The following is a 23,771-nucleotide window of genomic DNA, read 5'->3' on the forward strand; positions in this document are numbered from 1 at the left end:
ATTGGGTCAACAGGTAAAAGATGAGTAATTTTACTCATTGACAATAGTGCTTTTAGCTTAACTTGTGAGTAATGAGTCTAGCCCCATCTTTCCCGATTTTTGCGATCGATATTCACACATTTCTGGACCCAGCAACCGGGTTTTTTCCCGAAAATCCTCCGTTGAGGGCGATCGATCGGGCGTGGAAAAACCCGGTTTCTGAGCGTCAAGAGTGCGTCAGTCTTATACTCTTGATTGCTATCAGCTCAGACTATCGGGATCTATCCCCAACTCCCGCAATCGCTGAGCTAATCGATCGGAACGTTGGGCCAATCGATCGGCGCGCTGGGATTCCTGTTGGGCGCGCTGGGATTCCTGTTGGGCGCGCTGGGATTCCTGTTGGGCGCGCTGGGATTCCTGTTGGGCGAGTTGCGCTGATTCTTTCACCTGTTCTTCAGGAGTCAGATAACGTTTTCCCTCGGCATCATACCAATACAACCACTCCCTTGTCACCCCAGAATAATTGCCCCTTTCACAACCAATTCCCAAACCAATTTCTGGCATCCAAACTGGATGTCCTGGCTGTAATTCATACTTCCCATTGACTAACTTATGTACTTCCAAACGGGGTTTACGGCGGCGGCGGGAAGAATAAATGACGTAATAAAGTACGCCTAAAGCTTGATATTCCTCCAACTTTGTGGTGTATTCTTTGCGGTAATTTTGGGAAACTACTTCCAGCACAAAAGTCGGCAGAACATTTTCATCCCACAGGACGTAGCTGGGACGCAATTCTTCATCATAAAACCTTTCTACACCTAAACTCAAGAAAGCATCGGGCACAATGGCAGGTTTGTCTGGGTGATAGTAGATACCCATATCTATGCCAAAGAACCAGTCCATGCGTTCTGCCCAAAGTATGAGCAATATTGCTTTTAGCAATCCTGGTATTAATTCTTGCAGTTCGTTATCCACAGGCGTTTCATCAGAGTCTGGTAGTTCATCGGCTGAGGGCCAATGCCTCGGGAATTTGTAATCTAACATGGCGGCTTTCCTCAAAACTCATTAAGATTATAGCGTTTACTTGTTTTGCGATACTTGTTTATCTGGCTACCAACTACTTTATAAATACTAAAAGAATATTTATTTAATGAACCGCGAAGGCGCGAAGGACGCGAAGGAAGAGAAAGAATAGAAGGAAGAAGATAGGTAATCTCGACTGAGTTAATCTGAATGAATTTTTGTAAAATATTTGCTGAGATTTACGCGATCGACTAAACTATGTCTAACCAGTCGGTTCTAATGGGGAGCAGCCGTTAGAGGAAACGGGGAAAGTTCGGTGCAAGTCCGGCGCTGTCCCGCAACTGTAATGAAAGTCATGTCGCTTTTTGAGTCAGGATGCCCGCCGATGTGTTAGTTTACATAGTCTCCTCTGCGAGGTTCAGCGTGAAGACCAGAAATCGGAAATTGGTCAGCTTGGGATTGATGGCTGGCTTGAGTTGTTATATTGTCCTGGGTTCGGCAACGCCCGCCGCAGCTATGCACATTTCGGAAGGTTTTTTGCCGGTGCAATGGGCTGCGTTTTGGTGGATTGTGGCGTTGCCTTTTTTTGCCTTTGGGTTGCGATCGATTACTCGCATTACAAAAGAACACCCGGAACTTAAACTATTGCTTGCTTTGGCGGGTGCGTTTACTTTTGTGCTTTCTGCTTTAAAAATTCCTTCGGTAACGGGCAGTTGTTCTCACCCGACGGGTACCGGTTTGGGGGCAATTTTGTTCGGCCCTTCGGTGATGGCTGTACTGGGGGCTTTAGTCCTGTTGTTTCAAACGTTACTCTTAGCGCATGGTGGCTTGACAACGCTGGGAGCGAATATGTTTTCGATGGCGATTGTCGGCCCTTTCGCTGCGTATTTTCTCTATCGATTGCTGTTGCGAACTGGTAGCCAGCGGGCAGCAATTTTTTGTGCGGCGGCTTTGGCAGATTTACTGACTTATGTAACTACTTCGATTCAATTAGCATTAGCTTTTCCGGCAGCAAGTGGCGGTTTTATGGCTTCGTTTCTCAAGTTTGCTGGCATCTTTGCTATCACTCAAGTACCTCTGGCTATTAGTGAGGGATTGCTGACTGTATTAGTCTGGAATTGGCTGCATTCTTACGGGAAGGAGGAGTTGGAAACTTTGAAATTATTGAGACAGGAGTCATAAGCCGTGAATCAAAAACCTACAAAAAATTACCAATCTACTTCGCGACAAAATTGGCTGTTGGCTGGCGCTGTGATTGTTATAGCAGCGTTTCCTCTCGTTTTTGTGCGAGGTGAATATGGCGGTGCCGATGACCAAGCTAAGAAAGCAATTACGGAAATTCAACCGGGTTATAAACCTTGGTTCAATCACTTGTTTGAGCCGGCTAGCAGCGAAATTTCAAGTCTATTGTTTGCGTCTCAAGCGGCGATGGGGGCTGGCGTAGTTGGGTACGTCATTGGGTTGTATAAAGGCCGATCGCAATCTCGGCAGGAGTCCGATCGTAAATCGTCGGAATGAACCATCAGATTGATAGTCTGGCTTATACAAATCGCTTGCGGGGGTTGCCGCCATCTCACAAGTTATCCTTTGCGATCGCTCTTTTAATTCTGTCTCTAGTTTCTGGGGCGATCGTCCAATTGTCGATCGGTCTTTGGTTGGCTGTCTGGACCGTCATCTATGCGGGTATTCCGGGGAAACTGTATTTGCGGTTGCTGTCGCTACCGTTGATGTTTTTGCTGACAAGTTTGCCTGCTTTGGCGATGGGTGCGGTTGAGTTAAGTCAAATCCAAGAAATTCAGTGGGATATTTGGCAAGGTTGGGGCCTTAGCACCGGCACTTTTTATCTGTATGTGAGCCGCACCGGAATATACCAAGTGAGTCTGCTATTAGCCCGCGCCTTCGCATCGACAAGCTGTATGTATTTCATCCTCTTGACGGTTCCATTTACCGAAATCTTGCAGATTCTCAGACAATTACGCTGTCCAGAGTTAGTCACAGAACTGCTATTACTAATGTATCGGTTTATTTTTAGCTTATTGGCGATCGCCGATGAACTTTGGATAGCCCAAAACTCGCGCTGCGGCTACCGCACTTGGAAGCGGGGAATGCACAGTTTAGGCATTTTAATCGGGCAATTGCTTCAGCGAACTTTGGAAAACTACCGTCAAGTATCGCTGAGTTTAGCGTCGCGCGGCTTTAATGGAAAACTGCGAGTTTGGCATTCTTACCCTTATAAACCTTCGCGAAGATATACATTGGAAGCCGTGTTTGGTTGCACGGTTTTAACTTTGTTAGGTGTTGTCTTTTAATCTAATTAAACTTTGGGGCTGGTCGAAGCCAACACCACTCATGGTTTCAAGAAACAGGATTGTAAAAATTAGATGTGCACCACCTTAGCACTTCTAAATGAATTGTGGGATGGGCTTCTAGGCCGTCCAAGCTAGAAGCAAACCATCCCAAGCTTCATTTTATCAATATGACTTTTATGAACTAAAGTAATGATTTTTATGAATTGACCTTACAAGAAACCTATTGAATAATTGTAATCAATAGCTATTATGTAGGGGTATTATATTATGAACAAACGGCAGTTCAAAAAAATACTTTATTTCTTAATGACCTTTTTGACCGTATTTATGGTCACAGTCACTCATGCAGCAGCCCAACAACTACCGTTTGGCAATATTGCTGCGGAATGAAACCCGTAAAAATGGAGAAAATGGAGCACAATTACCTGTAATTAATGTCAAGAAATGTAAGTCTGTCGTTGTGGAAACTGTGGCCGAATCACCAGTAGTAAATGTGCATTCGGTGGAGTCGCCGGAGTCTCCTAATCATTCACCAGTTGCTCAGTATGTGGCTGTTGTTGAAACTGATATTGACTCGGCATTTGGTGAATTGACTGACGATATTTGAGTTAATTTGTGCAGTTTTAATAGAGAATTTTTGTCCTCTATTAAAGCTTTTTGTTGAGCCTGAAGGTTGACATTTATGAAAGTTATAGGCACAAAATTATGACCTTTATAGTTGGAAATAAACATATGTATTTACCAAAGTCGATCGCAATTACTTGTTTTACACTCCTAGCATTATCTGGAAATGGACTGTCTGCGATCGCAGCAGAAACGCAACCTGCCAACAAAACATTTGGTGATTGGTGTCGCAAAAAAGCTGATTTGAGTCCTGAAGCTAGACATACTGTTGAGGTGATGTTGAAGGAAGCAGGGACTACTGAGTGCGATGCGGCTAATCGGAAACTTTCGAGTCTCACGGAACTCACCCTCGATAACAATAAAATCAGCGATATCAAACCGCTAGAATCCTTGACTAACCTGATTGGAATCGGTCTCAATAATAATGAAATCAGTGATATCAAACTGCTAGAATCCTTGACTAACTTGATTGCGCTCAGTCTCGGAAATAATAAAATCAGTGACATTAAACCCTTGCGATCCTTGACTAAGCTGAGTTCCCTCGCTCTGAGCAATAATAAAATCAGCGATATCACACCGCTAAAATCCTTGACTAACCTGACTCAGATCTTCCTCGACAACAATCAAATCACCGACATTACACCCTTACAATCCTTGACTAAACTGAGTGTACTCTTCGCCAACAACAATAAAATCAGTAACACCAAACCTTTGCAGTCTTTGACTAAACTGACGAATATCTTCCTGGGCGACAATCCGATCGCTCCCAAAACTTGCCCTGTCAAGCCAGAGTCTATCTGTAATTGGGAAAGAGTAATTGAATTATAAAATTTTCTAGCTCCAAAAATTAGAGGCACAAAATCGTGACGCTTATAGTTGGATACAAACACATGAATTTACCAAGGGTGATGGCGGTAGTTGCTTTTAGTGCGATCGCTCTATCATCATGTGGAAATGGACTATCTGCGAAAGCCGCAGAAACGCAGCCGCGAAAAAGTGGAAAAACATTTGCTGACTGGTGTCGCGCTCAAGCTTCTTTGAGTCCTGAAGCTAAACATACTGTTGAGGTGCTGTTGAAGCAAGCAGGGACTACTGAGTGCGATGCAGCTAATCAGACACTTTCGAGTCTTACAGAACTGGACCTCGACAACAATGAAATCACTGATATCAAACCGTTAGAATCCTTGACCAAGCTGACTGACCTCCGTCTCGAAAACAATAAAATCAACGATATTAAACCGCTAGAATCCTTGAGTAAGCTGACAGTCCTCGTCGTCAAAAACAATAAAATCAGCGACATCAAACCGCTAGAATTCTTGACCAACCTGACTTCGCTCGGTCTCGACGGCAATACAATCAGCGACATTAAACCGCTAGAATCCTTGACTAAACTGACTGGGATTGGTCTCAGCGAGAATAAAATCAGCGACATCAAACCGCTCGAATCTTTGACTAACCTGACTGGTCTGGATCTCAGCAAAAATAAAATCAGCGACATCAAACCGCTAGAATCCTTGAGTAAACTGACTGATCTGGACCTCAGAAACAATCTTCTGGGCGACATCAAACCGCTAAAATCTTTGACTAACCTGAGTCAGATAGGTCTCAGCGACAATTCAATCAGCGACATCAAACCGCTAGAATCCTTGACTAACCTGACTCGGCTCCACCTCAGCAACAATCTTCTGGGCGATATCAAATCGGTAGAATTCTTGACTAACCTGACTGAACTCTTGCTCAGCAACAATCAAATCAACGATATCAAACCGCTAGAATCCTTGACTAAACTGACTGGGATCTTCCTCAGCGACAATCAAATCAGTGATATCAAACCGCTAGAATCTTTGACTAACCTGACTAATCTCGTACTCGGCAAAAATCAAATCAGTGATATCAAACCGCTAGAATCTTTGACTAAACTCACTGACCTAGAACTCAACAACAATAAAATCAGCGACATCACGCCCTTACAATCCTTAACTAATCTGGATGGACTGTTGCTTAACAACAATCAAATCAGTGATATCAAACCGCTAGAATCTTTGACTAAACTGACTTGGCTCTCCCTCAGCAGCAATCAAATTAGTGAGATCAAACCGCTAGAATCTTTGACTAACCTCATTGAGCTAGAACTCAGCGGAAATCCGATCGAACCCAAAACTTGCCCTCTCCAGCGAGAGTTGGCCTGTAGTTGGGAAACACCATTTGTATTCTAAAAGTTGACTGTTCAGCCAAACAGCCAAATTTGCTAAAACTCTTGTGGGGGTGGGCATCCTGCCCGCCCTAAAAATACAAATATGACTTTTATGAACTTAATTAGTGAATTTAATGAATTGACTTTAACAGAAATCTCTTGAATACTGATTGTAGTTAGCAGCTTTTCTGTAGAGTCTGTATAAATTATATAAGGAGAAAAAATTATGTCCCAAGATACTAACCAAAGAAAAAGTCCCCCGCCGATCTTTTTTATTGTTGCTCTCGGCTTAATTGCATTTGGCGGGTACAAGTTCCTTCCCGGTTTATTCGCACCCCAAAGTCCAAATATATCTACTTCTACTTCTACTCCTACACCTACATCGGCTGCAAGTCCATCGGATGCGAGTCCATCGGGTGCGAGTCCATCGGGTGCGAGTCCATCGGGAACGATCGCAAGTCGCATCAGTTTAGGAAACCAGATATTGCTAACATCCCAAACAACAGCAGCAAAAGAAGCAGGCGTTAAAGCTTTTGCCAAGGGAGATTACCAAGGTGCTGTCCAAAATTTTCAGGCTTCGCTGCAACAGAATCGCAACGACCCAGAAACCATTATCTATTTGAATAATGCCACAGCCAGCAATGGTTCTTTCTTAAAAATTGCTGTCAGCGTCCCCATTGGTACTAACCCCAATATCGCCCAAGAAATCCTCCGAGGTGTCGCCCAAGCTCAGGATGAAGTCAATAAGAAGGGTGGCATCAACCAGGTCAAACTGCAAGTAGAAATTGTCAACGATGACAACAATCCAGGAGTGGTCAGAGAAGTTGCAAAGACATTGGCCAAAGATCCGAGTATACTAGCAGTTATTGGACACAATGCTAGCACCGCCTCTGTCGAAGCTGCTCCGATCTATCAGCAAGAAAAACTGGTAATGGTGACACCGACGAGCTTTGCCAATAATCTATCAGGATTTGGCAGCTACATATTTCGCACAATCCCCAATATTAGCGTCATGGCGGCTCCCTTAGCAGAATATGCCGTCAAAACAGGCAAAACTAATATTGCCATTTGTTATGACTCCCAAGCACCGGATAACATATCATTTAAAGATGAATTTGTGGCATCTCTTACTGCTGCTGGAGGCAAATTAGTTCCCACTATTTGCGATTTTTCATTACCCTCTTTTAATCCCGAAAGTGCGATCGCCGATGCTGTCAGCAAAGGTGCACAAGGATTGATGTTAGCACCCCACATCGATCGCATTGACCGTGCGATTTCTCTGGCTCGCATCAATCGAGGCAAATTGTCACTCTACGGCAGCACGACAATGTATACCTTTCAAACATTAAAAGACGGACAAAAAGACGTTGACGGGCTTGTTTTGCCGGTTCCCTGGCATCCTGAAACTAATCCCGGTAGCGGTTTCTCAGAAAATTCCCGCCAGCGTTGGGGAGGAATTGTGAATTGGCGAACAGCAACGAGTTTTGACGCGGCTCAAGCTGTCATCGCTGGATTGCGACAAAGCAATACGCGGTTCGGGTTACAACAAGCACTCAGAAATGCGAGTTTTTCAACACCGGGATCCAGCGAGGATGTGAAGTTTTTGCCAACGGGCGATCGGGCTGGTAAGCCGATTTTAGTGCAAGTTAAACAAGGAGGAAGCACTGGCTATAACTTTGTCCCGCTGCGGTAAGTTTGTTAAGTGCGATCGGACTCACATCTTGCACATTCTCAATCAGCCTTTCAGGTGTGGGTGCTCCTGCCCACCCCCACCTGAAAATTCCCTCTTTGTGGAACGAACAGGCATCTTGCCTGTTTATTAGCATGATTAAAATCTATTTTTCTGTTGAATTAGCATAATTTTTAAGATAAACTGAAATGAGTAGATTAAAGGAGAGCGTTGTGTATGATCGCGCCAGTTGAAACCAAAACCTACACGGCCCAGGAATATCTAGAATTGGAAATCAATTCTCAGGATCGGCATGAATTTATCAATGGGGAGATTGTTCTGATGGCTGGCGGCACACCGGATCACAATGAAATTACCACTAATTTAGTTGTTGCGCTGAAACTGGCGTTAAAAGGGAAACCATATCGGACTTTTAGTTCGGATCAGCGGCTGTGGATTCCCCAGCTTAATAATTATACTTACCCGGATGTGATGGTGGTTGCGAAACCGATCGAGCTGCAATCTGGACGGACGGATACAATTACCAATCCTCTGCTGATTGCTGAGGTGCTATCTAAAGGTACTAAAGCTTATGACCGCGATGAAAAGTTTGCTGCCTATCGCAGTATTCCTAGTTTTCAGGAGTATTTGTTAATCGATCAATATCGGCTACGGGTGGAGCAATATTCTAAAACTGATGCGAATAAGTGGATTTTTTCGGAATATAGCTGTATGGGCGATCGGCTCAGTTTAACGTCTGTTGCTGTGGAATTTTCGCTGGCCGATTTGTATGAAAATATTGAGTTTGGTGAATAGGCGGACGGTTTTTTGTCAAATATCCCAAATAGTGGTAATATTCCCGTATATCGATCGGCTCTGATGGAGAACAGCCATCAGACGCAAGGGGGAAAGTTCGGTGCGAATCCGGCGCTGTCCCGCAACTGTAATGAGATTATTGCATCTCTGAGTCAGGATGCCCGCCGATTTGTTTACCTGTTGTTTTTCATCTGCGAGGTATGGATGATGGTGAGTTTATTATTTTTTTAATTATTGGATTGAGGTTTTTTAACCGCAGATATCAGCAGATAAACGCAGATGAACGCTGATGTAATTCGATCTGTGTTCTGAAGCGTATGTTATTTTAATGGAAAAGAAATGCGAATTGAAGATAGTGTTTGGCAGGGGAGTTTTGGCTACTGGCAAAACTTGTTTATTCACCAGAATATTTTGCCGATCGGACATACTGCTTGGAATGGCTTTTTGCATCGAGGACGAGGCTTGGTTGCTTGCAAAATTAATACTCCCATTAACGGTTCTGTGAATTGGAGCGTAGATACTATCAACTACGATCTGCAATTTATTTCCCAATTGTACGCAACTGCTTATTTGCAACAACTAGAACTCGAGGAAAACACTGTTTCAAATCTGCTCTCTATTATTGCTAGCTACGATCCAAAGGAAGCAATTATATTTTTGTCGATCGCTAACGGTCAGATTGATATCAATTTGTTGCAAAACTTGGCAATTTCTCCTGTTGAGTGCTATGAACAGGTATGCAAGCGCTGGGAAGAATTTCAACTCTGCCCCAAATCCTAAAACTTACTAAATTTTCCGAATGTCGCAGCCAAAATCAATCGAAGTTTCCAAGGTAACTCGCTACCAAAATGCAGCGCTTAATTACTATTTGGGCCTGACAGATTCGCCCTACCTTCACTACGGCTATTGGGAAACCCTACCTGTGCCCGCTGAGGAACTGACGATCGCCCGATTGCGCATCGCTCAGCAAGCTTATACTGTAAAACTGTTGGATGCTATCCCCAAAGGCACTCATACGATACTGGATGTGGGCTGCGGGATTGGCGGAAATGCGGCTTATTTGCTCGATCGAGGTTTTGCAGTGGAAGGACTCGCACCCGATCCGTTCCAACAACAGCGCTTTGTTAAGTGTACGGGCGATCGGGCAATCTTCCACCTCACCAGGTTTGAAGACTTCAAAGCAACCCATTTCTACGATCTTATTCTCTTTAGCGAAAGTAGCCAGTATATGTCGGCTGTGGATATTGCTAGCGGTGCCGCCAAAATCCTCAATCACGGTGGCTACGTGCTGCTTGCCGATATGATGCGCTCCGATCCTAACTATAAAGAGGGAATGTTCTCTAATTGTCATGTTGTTACGGAACTTCATGCAGCATTAAAGCAGGCTGGATTCACTTTAGTAAAAACTGAGGATATTTCCGCCCATATTTTGCCGACAATCGATTTGTATGTCGATACTTTCCGCAGGTATGGACTGAATACGATGATCTATGTTGCAGATTTAATTGCGATCGCAGTTCCCCCCGTCCACAAATTCCTGCGCTGGATATTTCGTCGCTGGTTCAAGAAGCTGGTGGTTGAAGGATTGGAGGCGAGCCAACTTTTTGAGCAACATCTCTGTTATGAACTTCAACTTTGGCAGTTGTCAAAATCAGATGCAGGCTGACACAAATACCATGGTAATTGGTAATCGGTAATCGGTAATTGGAGGCACAGCCTCCGGGTAGTTATTCCCAGGCAGAGCCTGGAAGGCTATAAAAAATTAAAAATAACGAATATGTCTGAATGGATTCTCGAATTCGATCGCACTTCCTACTCCTATCCCTGCGGTTCGCGATCGGCAATTCATGATTTAAACCTCAAAGTTCCCGCCGGGAAACGCTGCGGGCTGATCGGTCAAAACGGCTGCGGCAAAACTACCTTTTTTCTGTTAGCAAATGGCTTGTACCAACCGCAACAGGGAATTATTCGCTGGAAAGGCGAACCGTTTTGCTACGATCGCAAATCTTTGATGCAACTGCGCCAACAAATCGGACTCGTCTTTCAAAATCCCGAACATCAATTAGTAGCTTCGACGGTAGAAGAAGATATTTCCTATGGATTGTACAATTTAGGCTTGACAGAATCGGAAATTGCTCAACAGGTACAGCAGGCGATCGACCAATTCGATCTAAGCGAACTCGCCCGCGAACCAATTCACAATCTCAGTTTGGGGCAGAAAAAGCGGGTTTCCATCGCCGATATCATGGTTCTCAAGCCGAAACTGCTGCTGTTAGATGAACCTACCGCCTATCTCGACCCGCGTCACACCCGACAACTGATCGGTTTACTGCAACAAATTCATAACGCCGGAACCACTATCCTTTTGGCAAGTCACGACCTCGATTTCATCTACCGCTGGGCAGATTGGGTGTTTGTGATGGATCGAGGAAAATTGATTTTAGAAGGAACACCGGAAACAGTTTTTGCTCAGCGGGATGTCTTGGAACAATTGCAGCTTGGGGTACCGCTGGCGATCGAGCTAATCGAGCAAATAAGGGCGATCGTGGAGAAAGATGATAACTCAAAAAGCCACACTTTTGAGCAATGGCAACAACAGATTTTACAAGCGCGTCGGCTGCTTTAAAGATTAAGCAGTTGTGTCATCTGCCCGGACAGGAACTTCATAGCGCAACTCTGCGAAGGCTTCTCCATAAACCTTCGCGGATAAAAGTCTTAGCGGGGGTGTTGCGATCGTGCGCGGTAGCAAGGGTGCTCCGCTACCAAGTGTCACCGATGCAATTGACACAATTACCTCATCAAGCAACCCGCGATCGTAAAATTGACCAACCAGATCGCCACCTCCTACAAGCCAAATATTCTGATTTCCTGCCGCCGCCATCATCTCTTGATGGACAGGTAAGACATCCCCTTTCACAAATCGAATATCTGCACCCTCGATCGCAGGCATAATCCGAGAGGTAAATACCCAAGCCGGTTGTTCATAAGGCCATGCTTGGGGACGATCGGCACCTTCATCGATCTGATGGGTCAGAATCCATTCATAAGTAGTTGCTCCCATTGCTATTGCCCCTACTTCGCGGATGAAATTAGGATAGCTGTCTCCCGCCTCGCCGAACTGAAACAACCAATCGAGAGAGTGGTGTGAATCAGCAATAAAACCATCTAAGCTGGCGGCAGTGTAATATTGAGTTTTCATTAAAAGTAACGTCTCAAATGCCTTTACGGATGAAAATACCCAACCCTTTCTATTGTATATCGTTCAAGTGCGCCTTGTCTATAATTTAAAAAAGTGAAAAATCGCGATCGCACTCTTTACCTTCATTTCCTATTATTTGGTGAGGAGATGAAGGAGGCGGCTCATTGGTTAACTGCCTGGTTCTTTTGACTACCTGAATCCTTCCATCTTGATATCCAAACTAGGAAAAGAGCGATCGCATTCTTGAGCAGTCTGAATCAGAAGTGTAGTCCACTTCAACGTCACAGCACCAAAAATTCCAGCGATAATGACGCACACTAGAAAGAAAACCTTAATCGCTTCACCATTTTTGCCGGAAACCAAGCCCCAAATCAAACCAGCAGTAATGAACCCATTACAAGTATTGTTCGCAGCTCGTCATCATCAAAACCACCTAACCTGTGCTTGATTGCTTTAAAGCTACGCCTTTGCCACTTCTCATGCTCCAACAGTTGTCTGGCCACTTGTTCTGCCATAAATTCAGTTCGCATCTGGGCAAACTCAAACTTTATTCTTCGCTCTTGAAGAAGAAAAGACGCCAAATTAGTAACAATTGCTGTTCCAAAAGCTGTGACGATAGATGTTAGGACGGTTGTAAGCATAACTTCTAATCCTCAGATAACTTTTTTGGGTCAAAATTTACGTCTCCTATCATCGCTTCTGCGTCGGCGAAAGCTGCCACTAATTTTTCCGGGGAGCTACTACCAGTGTGAAATCTCCTTGATTCAGCTCTTAAGTGTCTTTGAGCTTGACGAAATCCATTACCTTTTCGTTTAAGATCTGTTGTGTTAATCAAAGCTAATGAAATTGCGCAGATTGCAGAAAGCACTTTTGTTCGATGAGTTCATAGTTCTTCAACAAAGGTAGCCACAAGTAAAGATGACACGATTGAACTTACTCCCAGAAACAGATAAATGGAATGTAAAATATATGCATACTGATGCCATTTTTTGATGGGAGTCTCAATTTTTTCTGGTATTTATTGCATCACAAAATTAAACTATTAATTAAATGGGTAAATTGTTGAATTAGGAGAAAGAGCGATCGCACCTGCAAGCTTCATTTCCGGTTATTTAGTGAGGAGATGAATGGGTGACTAGGTGCGATCGTCCGTACAACAGTTAGACCGCTGCGCTTCTGGCGTTTAAACTTGTGGGAACTTAACCGAACAATGCAATAGGACTATAAACAACTCTCCCATCTTCAGGAGTTGCTCTCAGAACTTGCTTACGGTTGCGAGGAGCAGCACTAAGGTGTATCCAGTTAGGATCCTCAAGCGTACCAAATTCAAGAATAACCTGATCGAACTCTGGGCAGTTTTGATCCACCCATTCTGCTAATCTCCTTGTGCTGACACTAGCCGGAATTACATCTGCTGCAAAACCCAGTCGATGATCGCTATTACTAACGCCCCCTACGGCTCTGTTGAGTTCCTCTGAGCGAAACCCAGATGAGATTTTTATGGGCCCAAGCGCATCACGAGCAGGTTGAAGAATTTTTTCACATAATGTCTGAAGATTTCTAATCTCTTCTGCATTAGGAGTATTATCAATTCCTAAGCGATCTGCTGTTGAAGACTTAACTAACTCCCAAAGGTGAAAGTTTGTAGTCAACTTCATATTAAGATCCACCATTTAAAGCCACCTATTCCCCAATTGCTAGAATTGCAAAAGACAAGAGTTTATCTGTCGGAAGTCCATCTTCGATAGTTTCTGGCTCATCAAATGCCTGCCTTCTTTCGTCATCGCCTTCAAATTAAACTTGTAAATAAGCTGGCATTGTGACAGATTTCTTACTATCTACTTCAACAGGTCTGCGTAAATCTCAAACCTCGTAAAGAGAGCCCGCATGGGGATGAAAGGTTGTAGGTTTTCCCAAAAGGTTTTCAACTTCCCAGCGATACATCCCAAGCTTTAGAAACTGGAAGAGATAGCCCAATTCCCAAATACTATTGTTTTTGGGAATTCATCAGCTATTGCGCCTACATCTAGATCCATAGAATTGCTCCTCAATTCTGGATGATTAAAAGCCCAATACGAGTTTAAAACACTCGGTATTGCAATATCTCCCTATGAAAGATAAACTACAATACACCAGTAAGTCATCTAGCTCTATTTAGCTCCAGCACGCTCTAGTGCGTAAGCAAATTTCTTGGCGTAAGCTTCAATCTCAGATGCTTTATCGTCACCGTTGATCACTCTCCTAGCATTGTAATAATCAACAGTTTGTCCTTTCTCTGGATCGCCAATATAGTGCTTTAATGCATGATCTGTGAAAGAACCTTGAAACATCCCATAAAACATTATGACGGATGCAAACTTAGGATCTTTTACAGCTTCAGGATCCTTTGTAAAGTCTGGGCTGTTAGGATAAAAACTACGTACAATGGGAGTCATTTTTTCATAGTTTCTGCGCCCGGTCAGTTGAACGTAGCCACGTCCGCGAAATCTAGCACCATCGCCTGGTTGGTTGTTACCCAAGTCGGAGCGATTGTCATACCGCCTAAAGTAATCATCATCCCCGTATTCCGAAATTGGCTGCATGGTAAATGCAGTTTCATGATACACAGTGGCAAGCATATACGCTAACCACCCAATACTGCGGATATCCCAATTGACTTTGAATTCACCCGTTGGTGCAACTGGTGGAGATTCCCAAAAATCGAGAATTGATTCCATACCATCCACTTGTCCTTGACTAAGCTTGCCATTGAATAATTTATTTCGGACACTATCGTAAAAATCTGCTCTATTCATCACAAAAACTCCATACAAAACCTCTGGCTTAACTAAAAGAATAAACTACCCCCGATCGCCCTGCCGGTGAGAAAAAGTGACAAGTTTTTGTAAACTTACGTAAATTCCCTTAAAGGCTGCTAGCAGTCAATCGATTTTAGATGTTAAATTTTATTGAGATAATGGAATTGACTTCACAGCCTGTACCTGGGGCTTGTAACCCTATTGATTTCGCTCAATTGTGTAAATTTCTTTTTTTTCCTGAAAAGCAAATCGCAGTCATGGAACCTCAGTAAATTTACTTAAGAGATCAAAATCGCTATGACAGCAGAAGAAGCGATCGCTCTAGTTGATAGTCTGTTACAATCCGCAAACAAAAAGCAAAAACTCAATGACATTCAATCCCTCGTCTTTCTGGAAACCTGGGAGGGACACTCTTATCAAGAGATAGCCGCGCGCTTAGGTTACGAACTCGACCATATCAAACACGTCGGTTCGCATTTGTGGCGAAATCTCTCTCAACTTCTTGGGGAAAAAGTCTCAAAGCAAAATCTTCAAGCAGTCTTGCGCCGATACCAGCATGGCAGTGTAGCCATCTTGCCGGCTAGCGAAGGAGATAACAGAACTCAAGATTGGGGAGAAGCGATCGATGTTTCCCACTTTTACAACCGGCAACAGGAACTAGAAACTTTAGAAACTTGGATTAGCAGCAATTCTACCCGCCTGATCGGTATTTTTGGAATTGGCGGTATCGGCAAAACTTCTCTGTCTGTCAAACTCGCTCAACAAATTCAATCTCAGTTTGAATTCGTGATTTGGCGGAGTTTGCAGCAAGCACCAACCTTAGATGTTATCCTCAGCAATATTTTACCGATTTTAACTAATTCATCAGCCAGAAACAATAACTCTATTGATGTTCTCATGGAACAGTTGCGACAAAAACGCTGTTTGTTAATTTTCGACAATATGGAGTCGATTTTGCAAGCAGGAAATCGCAGCGGACAATATCAACAAGGGTTTGAAAATTACCGACAGTTATTGGCGCGCATTGCTGACGAACCGCACCAAAGTTGTCTGATTTTAACCGGACGAGAACAACCGGGCGGGTTTGCTGTGCGATCGGGGGAATTTTTACCAGTGCGATCGCTTAAACTCTTGGGAGTTTCACCGCGAGTATGCCAGCAAATCCTCGCGGCTAAAGGATTAAATTCAACGCTATTGCAGTGTCAAGATCTTGTCAACTACTTTGGCGGCAATCCCCTCGCCCTCAAACTTGCGGCAACGACTATTAAAACACTTTTTAGCGGTGACATTCACGCATTTTTAGTGCAAGGAAATACTGTTTTTAGCGATTTCTGGGATTTGCTCGATCGCCAGTTCGAGCGCTTGTCTACCCTGCAACAACAAATCATGTACTGGCTCGCCATTAACAGAGAAGGAGCGACTCCTGCGAAGTTAAAATCTGAAAATTTGCCCAAAGTTTCTGGACGGCAACTGATGGAAGCATTGGAGTCGCTGGCTGAGCGATCGCTCATTGAATATCGGCGATCGCCCGACAATACCGCATCGACAAGTTTAACGCTACAGCCAGCGATCGTCGAGTATCTCACAGAACGCTTGCTCCAAACTGTTGAGCAAGAAATTATCACAAACAAACTTAACTTATTGAAAACTCATGTATAAATTGAATTTCCAACCGAAGACTACATCCGCGACGCACAAATTCAACTTATTTTGTATCCTTTAATTGAACGTCTCTTAACCCATTTTGAAACTGCAATTCAACTCAATCATATCAAATCCGTTAGCATCGGAATAGTAAATTCGAGTTCACTGTTGACGGTTGACTGTTGACGCCGCGAACAGTGAACAGTCAACCGTCAACCGTCAACATCATTTCGGTGTAACCGGAAATGATATCAAACAGCACCTAGGCAATATTTTAGTTTGGTTGCGCGATCGAACAGCAAACCAGACAGATTATGCTGCGGTTAATCTGCTGAATTTATCCAGCAATCTCAAAACCGATATCAGAGGCTTTGATTGCTCTTAGGATTTACGCAGGGGTGGTCAGAAACCGGGTTTTTTACGAAAATACTGCGTTGTGGCCTGCAGATTCGGTAAAAAACCCGGTTTCTTTGTCGGAGTGGGTCCAGGACTGATTAAGTGCGATCGTACCAACTTTGCAGCGCCAAGCGGTGAACTTCGCGCCAACTAATATTTTTCACTCGGGCAATGGACGCGCAATCTTCGTATTCCGGCTGCACATTAGCAATCATTTGTCCAGACTTCGCAACTTTTATTTGCACTTCGCCGTATTCTGTTTGAACTGTCTGGATTTCTCGATGTAAAATAGTTCTTTCTTGAGTCGATCGCCTAATTCCCAGAGTAGTAGTCTCGCGAAAGATAACTGCTTCGCAAGCATCCTGAAATTGCGGATGACAAATCGCAGTTAACAAAACCCCCAGCCGCGACTTTTTCATCACAATTGGGGCAGTAAAAACATCCAGAGCCCCGGCGGCAAACAAAGCATCAAAAACATAGCCGATCGCCTGCGGACTCAAATCATCAATCTGCGTTTCCAATACCGCAATAGTTTCTAAGGAATTGGTAATCGGTAATTGGGAATCGGGAATGGGGAATTGGGAATTAGTAGCCGTCTTTCTCCCACTCTCCCACTCTCCCCCTCTCCCCCTCTCCCCCTCTTCCTTCTCCCCAATCCAGAGGCGCAAAATATTAGGAATTGCCAGGTTTCGAGAACCTGCACCCAAACCGATCGCCTGAATTTGCATCGGCGGTGGCGGGCCGAAACCAGCGGCGAGAGTACAGGCGATCGCAGTTCCCGTAGGAGTACACAATTCGCGATCGATACCATTGCTATAAACCGGCACTCGGTGCGTTTCCCACAACCGCATCACCGCCGGCGTCGGCACCGCTAACTTACCGTGGGCGGCCTTCACCGTACCCCCACCAGTCGGCATCGCCGAAAAGTAAAACTCCTGAATATCCAACCAATCCAAACCCAAACAAGTACCGACAATATCAACAATTGCATCCGTCGCCCCCACCTCGTGAAAGTGAACCTCGTTTGGGGGGATACCGTGTACGGCACCTTCTGCCTCTGCTAAGAGGCGAAATACGGCCAAACTCCAGGCTTCCACGCGCGGAGGCAATTTTGCAGAGACGACGATATGCTCAATTTCGGGCAAGTGGCGATGATGAGTGTGGCTAATTTCGGCATCTGCTTCCCCGTGACTGTGAGAATGTTCTTCCCCGTGATGGTGGTGGTGGCCCTCGAAAGTCGGGGATTCCGTTTCCGACGGATCGAGTGTAAAGTCGGTAGCGGGATTTTCTGGTTTTAACGACAAATCCGCAGCTAAATCGACATAAAATTTTGTTGCTTGTTGAGTATTGCGGTGGACTAATTCCGTCCGCAACTGGTACTCTGTCGAAATGCCCAGTAAATTAAGTTTTTCGATTAGGTAGTCTAAAGGAACGCCGCCGTGGACGAGAGCCCCGAGGCACATATCGCCAGCAATGCCGGTCGGACAGTCAAAATAAGCTATTTTATTCATTATTAACAATTAATTTTCAGCATTGATTGTTTCACTCGATATTTCGATCGCCCACTTAGCCTGCAAAATCTTAACATGGCAACTATTTACGAAGTGCATCCAGTTGCACCCCAAAAAAACAGGATCGAGAAAATTAAAAAAGCTCTGAAAGATGGGGCAGTGATGCTTTATCCGACAGATACAGTTTACGCGATCGGCTGCGATATCAACTCCAAGTCTGCAGTAGAACGAGTCAGGCAGATCAAGCAACTATCCAATGATAAGCCTTTAACGTTTTTGTGTTCCTCTCTGTCAAATATCACCGACTATGCTGCAGTCAGCGATGAAGCATACAGAATTATCAAGCGATTAATTCCCGGATCTTACACATTTCTGCTGCCAGCTACCAAGCTAGTGCCGCGGTTGGTAATGAACCCAAAACGCAAAACCACCGGAATTCGAGTTCCCGACCACCCGCTTTGTTTTACACTGTTGGAAGCTTTGGGAAATCCGATTATTTCAACATCCGCTCACATTACCACTGATGATGAAGGTGAAGCACCAGTCCCTGCATCAAATGCAGAAAGCTTTGGCAAAGCTGAACTGTTTGACTGTTTTTCAAAGTTAGTGGATGTCATTGTCGATGACGGTTCCGATCCGGGATATCAAGTTTCTACCATTCTCGATTTGACCGAAAGCGAACCGATTGTTGTTCGCCGCGGTTTGGGATCGGAAGCTGTCGCCGTTTGGGAAAATAAATAAAATTTCAAGGGGCGGGTCAATCGATTTTAGATTTTAGATTTTAGATTTTAGATTGACCCCACGGATAAATGCGGGGGCTTGAGGATTTTCGATTTTCGATTTGGGATTGATTCCACGGATAAATCACGTGGCGGGTACCACCTTTGAAATTCTTGGTCAGGACTTGAGTCCTTGTTTATTCCCAGCTTGAGGAATTCCGTCATCACTACAAACATTTGTTATTTTCCCTCTTTTCTTCTAATCCGCTGGGAGTGGACCTCGTTTTTTCCAGAGCGAATTCTCTTCGCCGATGCGCCGATTCGCTTTTCTGCTTGGGATTTTTCTAGTTTTTAAAGGGGAATAAGTTCTGGGAAATTGACCAACACTTGCTCGTTGGTAAGTTCGTCTCCCAACTGTGCGGGAGAAAAATGAACTTGCACAGCTCGCAGCCTTTGCTGGTAATTTAAATTAATCAGTGCTTTTAAACCGACTTTCAGCGCGCTGATGTCAGCTAGGTCAGTTTCTAGGGCTGGAACTTCGCCTTCATAAGCAACTGTCAGCATCACTACCACATTTCTAGTTACCGGCAAAGACAAGGGGGATTTTTGATCGTAAACCGAGGTGCTGTATTGAGGCTCGCTGAGATAGCGATCGGCTGAATCCGTGAAAAGTTCATCCACATAATCGCCGGCTTCGCCTTCATTCCAAAAAACATCGCCTTCATTGGCGGCTGCTTGCCAGTAGTTGTCGTATTGCAACAGGTGATTGCAAATTTCTACAAGACCTTCTCCTAAAACTGCTAGGTTGCCATCGGCATCAATTGCTTGTCTTGCTGTGCGGTTGAGAACTCCTAACAGCGGTGCAACATCTTCGCCTGTTAGGTGAACGAACACCCGGCAAACTGCCAATCGAGTTTGACCTGTAAATTGATTGAATCGATCGCGCCAAGCATTCATACCTATAGTTGTAATCTGTAGGGCTATATTTCCCACCGTAGCAGGCGATTTGAACTTTTGCCGTCTACCCTCAGATTGATATGAAAAGTATTTCTGGCGAGAGCCTCGGCAACATAATGTCTCGCTTTGAGCCATCTAATTCTTTCTTCAGTTTTCAATCGGATCAAATACACTAGGGAGACGGCACTGCCGTCTCCTGACGGGGAGCGGCGATTTTTAATAATTGATATAAAATTGAGGATTGTAGCAAGACTTTTTTAAATTGGTATTAATTCGGCGGTTTTTTGCTTCGCCGGAATATGATATTGTGCGGTATCGATTTATCGGTCATTGTTTGCTGGGCTGGGCGATCGCAATGACAGGAAATTTTGACACTCCTGGCCCTAAAGGCGTGAGGATTCTTAGTTCAAAGACTGGACTTAAATTAAGAACGTTGCCGCACCTAATCCAGAGGTCTAGTCTCCCTAAGCGTTTACGATCTCTAGGATCGAAGTTCCGACATGACCTGTCGTACCTATCCCGCGATTCAGGATGTTAATTGCAGCATTATGATCTCTATCGATTTCGCATCCACATTTACAAATATGAGTACGAGTGGATAGAGACTTCTTAACGATTTCACCGCATTTACTACATTCTTGGCTAGTGCAAGCAGGGTTTACTGCAATGGTAATCCGACCAAACACTTTTCCAAAATATTCTAAGAACATTCTGAACTGATACCAAGAAGCATCGCTAATTGAATTTGCCAGACAATGATTTTTAACCATGTTGGACACCCTCAAATCTTCATAGACTACTACATCGTTTGATGTGATTACGCACCTTGCTAACTTGATAGCATGGTCTTTACGCTGCCTACTTATTTTGAGGTGTCGCTTACCTAAAATCACTCTAGCTTTGCGGCGATTTGAACTCCCTTTTGTTTTCCGACTTACTAAGCGTTGAGTACGTTTTAACTGCACTTCACCCTTACGCAGAAATCTAGGATTAGGAATCATTTCGCCATTTGAATCGGTGTAAAACTCCTTTAGCCCTACATCTAATCCGATAGTTTTCCCTGTTGATGGGGCTAACTCAATTCTGTCTACTTGAATGCAAAATTGAGTGTAATATCCATCTGCTCTTTTAACCAGTCTCACCCGTTTAATCTGCTCTGGCTGATAGAAATTTAGGTCACGAGTGCCTTTTAACTTTAATCTGCCAATCCCGCATTTATCGGTAAAGGTGATTGACTTTCTATCTGCTGAGAGTTTCCAAGAATTGGTCTTGTACTCCACAGAACGGCAGTCTTTTTGGAACTGTGGGAAACCAACTTTTTTCCCTTTAATCCCTTTTTTGACGTTTTCATGGAATCGAGAAATACTAGCCCACGCTCTTTCTGCACTTGCTTGCCGAGCCATTGCGCCTAACTTGTTTGCAAAGTCAAACTCTTTAGCCCAAATAGCACAGTACTTAGAAAGATCGAACCAAGATTTAGCCCCACCATTTATCCACAAGCGAATAGACTTGTTGCGAATGAATTGACAAATTCTAATCGCTTCATCAATCGCTTGAAATTGGTTCGGTTTTGCATAAATCTTAAATTCTAGAGTTAGCATCTTTTTTTCTCCTGTTATTCCTATGATAACATATTCATCATAGGAATAGATCAATTAATAAAAATCCCCCGAGAAGGGGGAGGCTCTAACCCCGAATTTTTGGTATGGGTAGATAATTTCACCTCAAAAAACCTCCAATCTTGCAAGATTGGAGGTTCGCTGAGCAAATACTTGGGTTTTAGATAACTATTTGAGGCTCGCGCTTTGGACTTGTTCGATCGCAATTTCCGAACTCAACTCGGCAACTGGCGAAACCGGCAAATCCAGCTCGCCGCCCGGAGCTTCTGGGTGTTCGCGAACGGCTGCAACCGCATCTGCTGACTCAGCTACAGCACCCGCCGCCGCCAAATCGACCAACGCCGGAACTTCCAGGTATTCAGAAACACCTGTATCTGCGATCTGAGCTAGAGGCTCATGACAAACTTCAAAATTATCGCTCATCGCAGCGCAAGCAGCAGAGGCGCGCTTGCCGGCACGGTAGCTCATGTAGGCTGCACCGCCACCCAAAACTCCAGCCAAACCTAAGAAACCGAGAACTGCTGTTTTGTAGGGTTTCCAGGGATTCATTCGATCCGAGCCGCCGGAACCTAGGAGCGTTGTCGCAGAACCAGATTTAGCCGCCCCAGATTTGTTGTAGGAACAGGGGTAAGCAGATGCGGCGTCACCTAGTGCGATGCTGCTTGCGATCGCGACGACCGAAGCAATGCCAGCTAACACTTGAAACTTCTTCATGGTGTTCTGGAGATTGTAAAGGATAATTAAAAAATTAATGGTAACAGCTCTTTACAAATGTATCAACTCTAGGCGCCACCAAGATCGCGCATCGATCGCAAATGTCAACTATAGCCTCACGCAATTCAAATTTAAAGTTGCCCGCTTAAAAATATTAAATACTTGCTCTGTAAGCGTTTTGACCAAAAATGCCTTTTTCTTAAAGTCAGGTGAGCCCGGTCGCGCGCGATCGCGCCCATATTATAAAATCTCAAGTGAGACAAGAGAAAAATTAAGGACATGGCGACCCACACTTGATGAGAAACTACTTTTAACGGTACTTTTGAAAAGACTTAGTTATTGGAAAAACTCTTATTTTTATGACAGACAGCGGGAATCAAGGCATTCAGCGATCCCCTCGGCGATTGTTGGTGACGGGCGGAGCTGGATTTATAGGATCGAATTTTGTGCATCACTGGTGCAGCAGCTATCCGGGCGATCGAGTAGTCGTACTCGACGCTTTAACCTACGCCGGAAACAGACAAACCCTGGCAACTTTGGAAGGAGGAGAAAATTTTCGGTTTGTGCAGGGGGATATTTGCGATCGTACCCTAATCGATACCTTGCTGAAAGAAGAAAACATCAACACAGTCGCCCACTTGGCCGCAGAATCCCACGTAGACAGGTCAATTATCGGGCCAGGAGCCTTTGTTCAAACAAACGTTGTCGGAACCTTCACACTTTTAGAAGCCTTCCGCAAGCATTTAGAAGCAATTGATGAGTTCTCTCTCAAAGCACAAATGCGCTTCCTCCACGTTTCTACCGACGAAGTTTACGGCAGTCTCGGCCCCGACGACCCAGCATTTACAGAAACAACCGCGTACTCGCCCAACAGTCCTTACTCAGCTTCCAAAGCTGGTAGCGACCACCTCGCCCGCGCTTATTTCCACACCTACGGCGTCCCGACAATTATCACCAACTGTTCAAACAATTACGGTCCGTATCACTTCCCAGAAAAGCTCATTCCATTAATGTGCATCAATATGCTATTGGGCAAACCGCTGCCAGTATACGGCGACGGTCAAAACGTGCGAGATTGGCTCTACGTGCTCGACCACTGCCGCGCTTTAGATGCCGTTATCCACCGCGGCAAACCAGGGGAAACCTACAATGTTGGCGGTAACAACGAGGTAAAAAATCTCGATTTAGTAAAAATGCTGTGCCAGCTAATGGACGAATTAGCTTCTGATTTGCCCGTGCGTCCTTGCGAACAATCGATCGCATTTGTCAAAGACAGAGCCGGGCACGATCGGCGTTATGCTATTGATGCCACCAAAATTAAAACAGAGTTAGGTTGGACTCCCTCAGTAACAGTTGAAGAAGGTTTGCGACAAACTGTGGAATGGTACTTGGCCAATCGTATGTGGTGGGAACCCCTGCTTTCGGAGGAATATCAAACTTACTACCAGAAAATCTACTCTAATTAATCTACTCTTGGGCGCACGGGCCGCCAGAAACCCGAACCGATAAAAAACCAGGTTTTCAAGCTCAAGAGTGCGTCCAAAAAGGTTTCGGTCTTGCCGAATTGCTTTACATTTAAACTCAGCCGCGCAGAAACCGG

Annotated in this window: 25 protein-coding genes and 2 riboswitches; of the genes, 15 read left to right on the forward strand and 10 right to left on the reverse strand. The window is 44.5% G+C overall.

Annotated features, from left to right (window positions below):
- Positions 1 to 240: 240 nt before the first annotated feature.
- Positions 241 to 1,023: a Uma2 family endonuclease gene (locus tag QUB61_RS07785; protein ID WP_333132619.1), complete on the reverse strand. Its 783-nt coding sequence runs from the start codon at positions 1,021 to 1,023 to the stop codon at positions 241 to 243.
- A gap of 233 nt (positions 1,024 to 1,256) precedes the next feature.
- Positions 1,257 to 1,403, forward strand: a riboswitch (cobalamin riboswitch).
- Between the two features lie 61 nt (positions 1,404 to 1,464).
- On the opposite strand from QUB61_RS07785, the gene QUB61_RS07790 reads away from it, so the two are divergent.
- The 11 genes from QUB61_RS07790 (at position 1,465) to QUB61_RS07840 (ending at position 11,240) form a co-directional block, all read left to right on the forward strand.
- Complete coding sequence (locus QUB61_RS07790; protein ID WP_333132652.1) at positions 1,465 to 2,184, forward strand: energy-coupling factor ABC transporter permease; 720 nt, start codon at positions 1,465 to 1,467, stop codon at positions 2,182 to 2,184.
- Between the two features lie 3 nt (positions 2,185 to 2,187).
- On the forward strand, positions 2,188 to 2,520 hold the full coding sequence (locus QUB61_RS07795; RefSeq protein ID WP_333132620.1) for an energy-coupling factor ABC transporter substrate-binding protein: 333 nt from the start codon (positions 2,188 to 2,190) through the stop codon (positions 2,518 to 2,520).
- Positions 2,517 to 3,311 (forward strand): cobalt ECF transporter T component CbiQ, encoded by a 795-nt coding sequence (gene cbiQ, locus QUB61_RS07800; RefSeq protein WP_333132621.1) that lies wholly within the window; start codon positions 2,517 to 2,519, stop codon positions 3,309 to 3,311. The genes QUB61_RS07795 and cbiQ overlap by 4 nt, the downstream gene beginning before the upstream one ends.
- Positions 3,312 to 3,654: 343 nt before the next feature.
- The gene (locus QUB61_RS07805) at positions 3,655 to 3,918 is read left to right on the forward strand and encodes a hypothetical protein (protein WP_333132622.1); all 264 of its coding nucleotides are present in this window, start codon (positions 3,655 to 3,657) and stop codon (positions 3,916 to 3,918) included.
- 125 nt (positions 3,919 to 4,043) lie between these two features.
- On the forward strand, positions 4,044 to 4,763 hold the full coding sequence (locus QUB61_RS07810; RefSeq protein ID WP_333132623.1) for a leucine-rich repeat domain-containing protein: 720 nt from the start codon (positions 4,044 to 4,046) through the stop codon (positions 4,761 to 4,763).
- 62 nt (positions 4,764 to 4,825) lie between these two features.
- A complete protein-coding gene (locus QUB61_RS07815; RefSeq protein ID WP_333132624.1) occupies positions 4,826 to 6,151 on the forward strand; it encodes a leucine-rich repeat domain-containing protein in 1,326 nt (441 codons plus the stop codon).
- 204 nt (positions 6,152 to 6,355) lie between these two features.
- Positions 6,356 to 7,822: an ABC transporter substrate-binding protein gene (locus QUB61_RS07820; protein ID WP_333132625.1), complete on the forward strand. Its 1,467-nt coding sequence runs from the start codon at positions 6,356 to 6,358 to the stop codon at positions 7,820 to 7,822.
- 213 nt (positions 7,823 to 8,035) lie between these two features.
- Positions 8,036 to 8,614: a Uma2 family endonuclease gene (locus QUB61_RS07825; protein WP_333132626.1), complete on the forward strand. Its 579-nt coding sequence runs from the start codon at positions 8,036 to 8,038 to the stop codon at positions 8,612 to 8,614.
- A 38-nt stretch (positions 8,615 to 8,652) separates the two neighbouring features.
- A riboswitch (cobalamin riboswitch) is annotated at positions 8,653 to 8,797 on the forward strand.
- A 156-nt stretch (positions 8,798 to 8,953) separates the two neighbouring features.
- A complete protein-coding gene (locus tag QUB61_RS07830) occupies positions 8,954 to 9,394 on the forward strand; it encodes a hypothetical protein (RefSeq protein ID WP_333132627.1) in 441 nt (146 codons plus the stop codon).
- A 19-nt stretch (positions 9,395 to 9,413) separates the two neighbouring features.
- Complete coding sequence (locus tag QUB61_RS07835; protein ID WP_333132628.1) at positions 9,414 to 10,280, forward strand: methyltransferase domain-containing protein; 867 nt, start codon at positions 9,414 to 9,416, stop codon at positions 10,278 to 10,280.
- A gap of 111 nt (positions 10,281 to 10,391) precedes the next feature.
- Positions 10,392 to 11,240, forward strand: coding sequence for an ABC transporter ATP-binding protein (locus QUB61_RS07840; protein WP_333132630.1), 849 nt, complete (start codon positions 10,392 to 10,394; stop codon positions 11,238 to 11,240).
- A 3-nt stretch (positions 11,241 to 11,243) separates the two neighbouring features.
- Here the strand turns inward: QUB61_RS07840 and QUB61_RS07845 are convergent, their stop codons facing one another.
- The 5 genes from QUB61_RS07845 to QUB61_RS07860 all read right to left on the reverse strand — a co-directional run bounded on the left by QUB61_RS07845 (position 11,244) and on the right by QUB61_RS07860 (position 14,608).
- Positions 11,244 to 11,813 (reverse strand): dihydrofolate reductase family protein, encoded by a 570-nt coding sequence (locus tag QUB61_RS07845; protein WP_333132631.1) that lies wholly within the window; start codon positions 11,811 to 11,813, stop codon positions 11,244 to 11,246.
- Positions 11,814 to 12,002: 189 nt separating this feature from the next.
- Positions 12,003 to 12,188 (reverse strand): DUF1304 family protein, encoded by a 186-nt coding sequence (locus QUB61_RS39810; protein WP_445300623.1) that lies wholly within the window; start codon positions 12,186 to 12,188, stop codon positions 12,003 to 12,005.
- Complete coding sequence (locus tag QUB61_RS07850; RefSeq protein WP_333132632.1) at positions 12,185 to 12,454, reverse strand: hypothetical protein; 270 nt, start codon at positions 12,452 to 12,454, stop codon at positions 12,185 to 12,187. Before QUB61_RS07850 ends, QUB61_RS39810 begins: the two co-directional genes overlap by 4 nt.
- A gap of 558 nt (positions 12,455 to 13,012) precedes the next feature.
- Positions 13,013 to 13,486 carry a D-Ala-D-Ala carboxypeptidase family metallohydrolase gene (locus QUB61_RS07855; RefSeq protein WP_333189894.1) on the reverse strand — a complete coding sequence of 158 codons (474 nt, stop codon included), beginning with the start codon at positions 13,484 to 13,486 and terminating at the stop codon, positions 13,013 to 13,015.
- Positions 13,487 to 13,963: 477 nt separating this feature from the next.
- A complete protein-coding gene (locus QUB61_RS07860; protein WP_333132634.1) occupies positions 13,964 to 14,608 on the reverse strand; it encodes a hypothetical protein in 645 nt (214 codons plus the stop codon).
- 300 nt (positions 14,609 to 14,908) lie between these two features.
- Between QUB61_RS07860 and QUB61_RS07865 the strand changes: the two genes are divergently transcribed.
- Together QUB61_RS07865 and QUB61_RS07870 are read left to right on the forward strand one after the other, a co-directional pair.
- Positions 14,909 to 16,270: an NB-ARC domain-containing protein gene (locus tag QUB61_RS07865; RefSeq protein WP_333132635.1), complete on the forward strand. Its 1,362-nt coding sequence runs from the start codon at positions 14,909 to 14,911 to the stop codon at positions 16,268 to 16,270.
- Positions 16,271 to 16,430: 160 nt separating this feature from the next.
- Positions 16,431 to 16,640 carry a hypothetical protein gene (locus tag QUB61_RS07870; RefSeq protein ID WP_333132636.1) on the forward strand — a complete coding sequence of 70 codons (210 nt, stop codon included), beginning with the start codon at positions 16,431 to 16,433 and terminating at the stop codon, positions 16,638 to 16,640.
- Between the two features lie 109 nt (positions 16,641 to 16,749).
- Here QUB61_RS07870 and larC read toward each other — a convergent pair whose 3' ends face one another.
- Positions 16,750 to 18,162: a nickel pincer cofactor biosynthesis protein LarC gene (gene larC / locus QUB61_RS07875; RefSeq protein ID WP_333132637.1), complete on the reverse strand. Its 1,413-nt coding sequence runs from the start codon at positions 18,160 to 18,162 to the stop codon at positions 16,750 to 16,752.
- Positions 18,163 to 18,237: 75 nt separating this feature from the next.
- Between larC and QUB61_RS07880 the strand changes: the two genes are divergently transcribed.
- On the forward strand, positions 18,238 to 18,903 hold the full coding sequence (locus tag QUB61_RS07880; RefSeq protein WP_333132638.1) for an L-threonylcarbamoyladenylate synthase: 666 nt from the start codon (positions 18,238 to 18,240) through the stop codon (positions 18,901 to 18,903).
- A gap of 329 nt (positions 18,904 to 19,232) precedes the next feature.
- Here QUB61_RS07880 and QUB61_RS07885 read toward each other — a convergent pair whose 3' ends face one another.
- From QUB61_RS07885 to QUB61_RS07895, 3 genes are all read right to left on the reverse strand, one after another.
- The gene (locus QUB61_RS07885) at positions 19,233 to 19,838 is read right to left on the reverse strand and encodes a DUF1517 domain-containing protein (protein WP_333127634.1); all 606 of its coding nucleotides are present in this window, start codon (positions 19,836 to 19,838) and stop codon (positions 19,233 to 19,235) included.
- Between the two features lie 464 nt (positions 19,839 to 20,302).
- Positions 20,303 to 21,439, reverse strand: a complete 1,137-nt coding sequence (locus tag QUB61_RS07890; RefSeq protein WP_333127517.1) for a transposase — start codon at positions 21,437 to 21,439, stop codon at positions 20,303 to 20,305.
- Positions 21,440 to 21,625: 186 nt separating this feature from the next.
- Positions 21,626 to 22,171: a hypothetical protein gene (locus QUB61_RS07895; RefSeq protein ID WP_333127519.1), complete on the reverse strand. Its 546-nt coding sequence runs from the start codon at positions 22,169 to 22,171 to the stop codon at positions 21,626 to 21,628.
- Between the two features lie 359 nt (positions 22,172 to 22,530).
- Here QUB61_RS07895 and rfbB point away from each other — a divergent pair, with 359 nt between their 5' ends.
- Positions 22,531 to 23,637 carry a dTDP-glucose 4,6-dehydratase gene (gene rfbB / locus QUB61_RS07900; protein WP_333127521.1) on the forward strand — a complete coding sequence of 369 codons (1,107 nt, stop codon included), beginning with the start codon at positions 22,531 to 22,533 and terminating at the stop codon, positions 23,635 to 23,637.
- Positions 23,638 to 23,771 lie beyond the last annotated feature (134 nt).

The organism is Microcoleus sp. C2D2, from assembly GCF_036702495.1.
Taxonomy (GTDB): domain Bacteria; phylum Cyanobacteriota; class Cyanobacteriia; order Cyanobacteriales; family Microcoleaceae; genus Microcoleus.

Bases quoted from the DNA above. Each gene is read 5' to 3' on its own strand.
- QUB61_RS07785 (WP_333132619.1), bottom strand. From the start codon at position 1,023: ATGTTAGATTACAAATTCCCGAGGCATTGGCCCTCAGCCGATGAACTA.
- QUB61_RS07790 (WP_333132652.1), top strand. From the start codon at position 1,465: ATGGCTGGCTTGAGTTGTTATATTGTCCTGGGTTCGGCAACGCCCGCC.
- cbiQ (WP_333132621.1), top strand. From the start codon at position 2,517: ATGAACCATCAGATTGATAGTCTGGCTTATACAAATCGCTTGCGGGGG.
- QUB61_RS07805 (WP_333132622.1), top strand. From the start codon at position 3,655: ATGCAGCAGCCCAACAACTACCGTTTGGCAATATTGCTGCGGAATGAA.
- QUB61_RS07810 (WP_333132623.1), top strand. From the start codon at position 4,044: ATGTATTTACCAAAGTCGATCGCAATTACTTGTTTTACACTCCTAGCA.
- QUB61_RS07815 (WP_333132624.1), top strand. From the start codon at position 4,826: ATGAATTTACCAAGGGTGATGGCGGTAGTTGCTTTTAGTGCGATCGCT.
- QUB61_RS07820 (WP_333132625.1), top strand. From the start codon at position 6,356: ATGTCCCAAGATACTAACCAAAGAAAAAGTCCCCCGCCGATCTTTTTT.
- QUB61_RS07825 (WP_333132626.1), top strand. From the start codon at position 8,036: ATGATCGCGCCAGTTGAAACCAAAACCTACACGGCCCAGGAATATCTA.
- QUB61_RS07830 (WP_333132627.1), top strand. From the start codon at position 8,954: ATGCGAATTGAAGATAGTGTTTGGCAGGGGAGTTTTGGCTACTGGCAA.
- QUB61_RS07835 (WP_333132628.1), top strand. From the start codon at position 9,414: ATGTCGCAGCCAAAATCAATCGAAGTTTCCAAGGTAACTCGCTACCAA.
- QUB61_RS07840 (WP_333132630.1), top strand. From the start codon at position 10,392: ATGTCTGAATGGATTCTCGAATTCGATCGCACTTCCTACTCCTATCCC.
- QUB61_RS07845 (WP_333132631.1), bottom strand. From the start codon at position 11,813: ATGAAAACTCAATATTACACTGCCGCCAGCTTAGATGGTTTTATTGCT.
- QUB61_RS07850 (WP_333132632.1), bottom strand. From the start codon at position 12,454: ATGCTTACAACCGTCCTAACATCTATCGTCACAGCTTTTGGAACAGCA.
- QUB61_RS07855 (WP_333189894.1), bottom strand. From the start codon at position 13,486: ATGGTGGATCTTAATATGAAGTTGACTACAAACTTTCACCTTTGGGAG.
- QUB61_RS07860 (WP_333132634.1), bottom strand. From the start codon at position 14,608: ATGAATAGAGCAGATTTTTACGATAGTGTCCGAAATAAATTATTCAAT.
- QUB61_RS07865 (WP_333132635.1), top strand. From the start codon at position 14,909: ATGACAGCAGAAGAAGCGATCGCTCTAGTTGATAGTCTGTTACAATCC.
- larC (WP_333132637.1), bottom strand. From the start codon at position 18,162: ATGAATAAAATAGCTTATTTTGACTGTCCGACCGGCATTGCTGGCGAT.
- QUB61_RS07880 (WP_333132638.1), top strand. From the start codon at position 18,238: ATGGCAACTATTTACGAAGTGCATCCAGTTGCACCCCAAAAAAACAGG.
- QUB61_RS07885 (WP_333127634.1), bottom strand. From the start codon at position 19,838: ATGAATGCTTGGCGCGATCGATTCAATCAATTTACAGGTCAAACTCGA.
- QUB61_RS07890 (WP_333127517.1), bottom strand. From the start codon at position 21,439: ATGCTAACTCTAGAATTTAAGATTTATGCAAAACCGAACCAATTTCAA.
- QUB61_RS07895 (WP_333127519.1), bottom strand. From the start codon at position 22,171: ATGAAGAAGTTTCAAGTGTTAGCTGGCATTGCTTCGGTCGTCGCGATC.
- rfbB (WP_333127521.1), top strand. From the start codon at position 22,531: ATGACAGACAGCGGGAATCAAGGCATTCAGCGATCCCCTCGGCGATTG.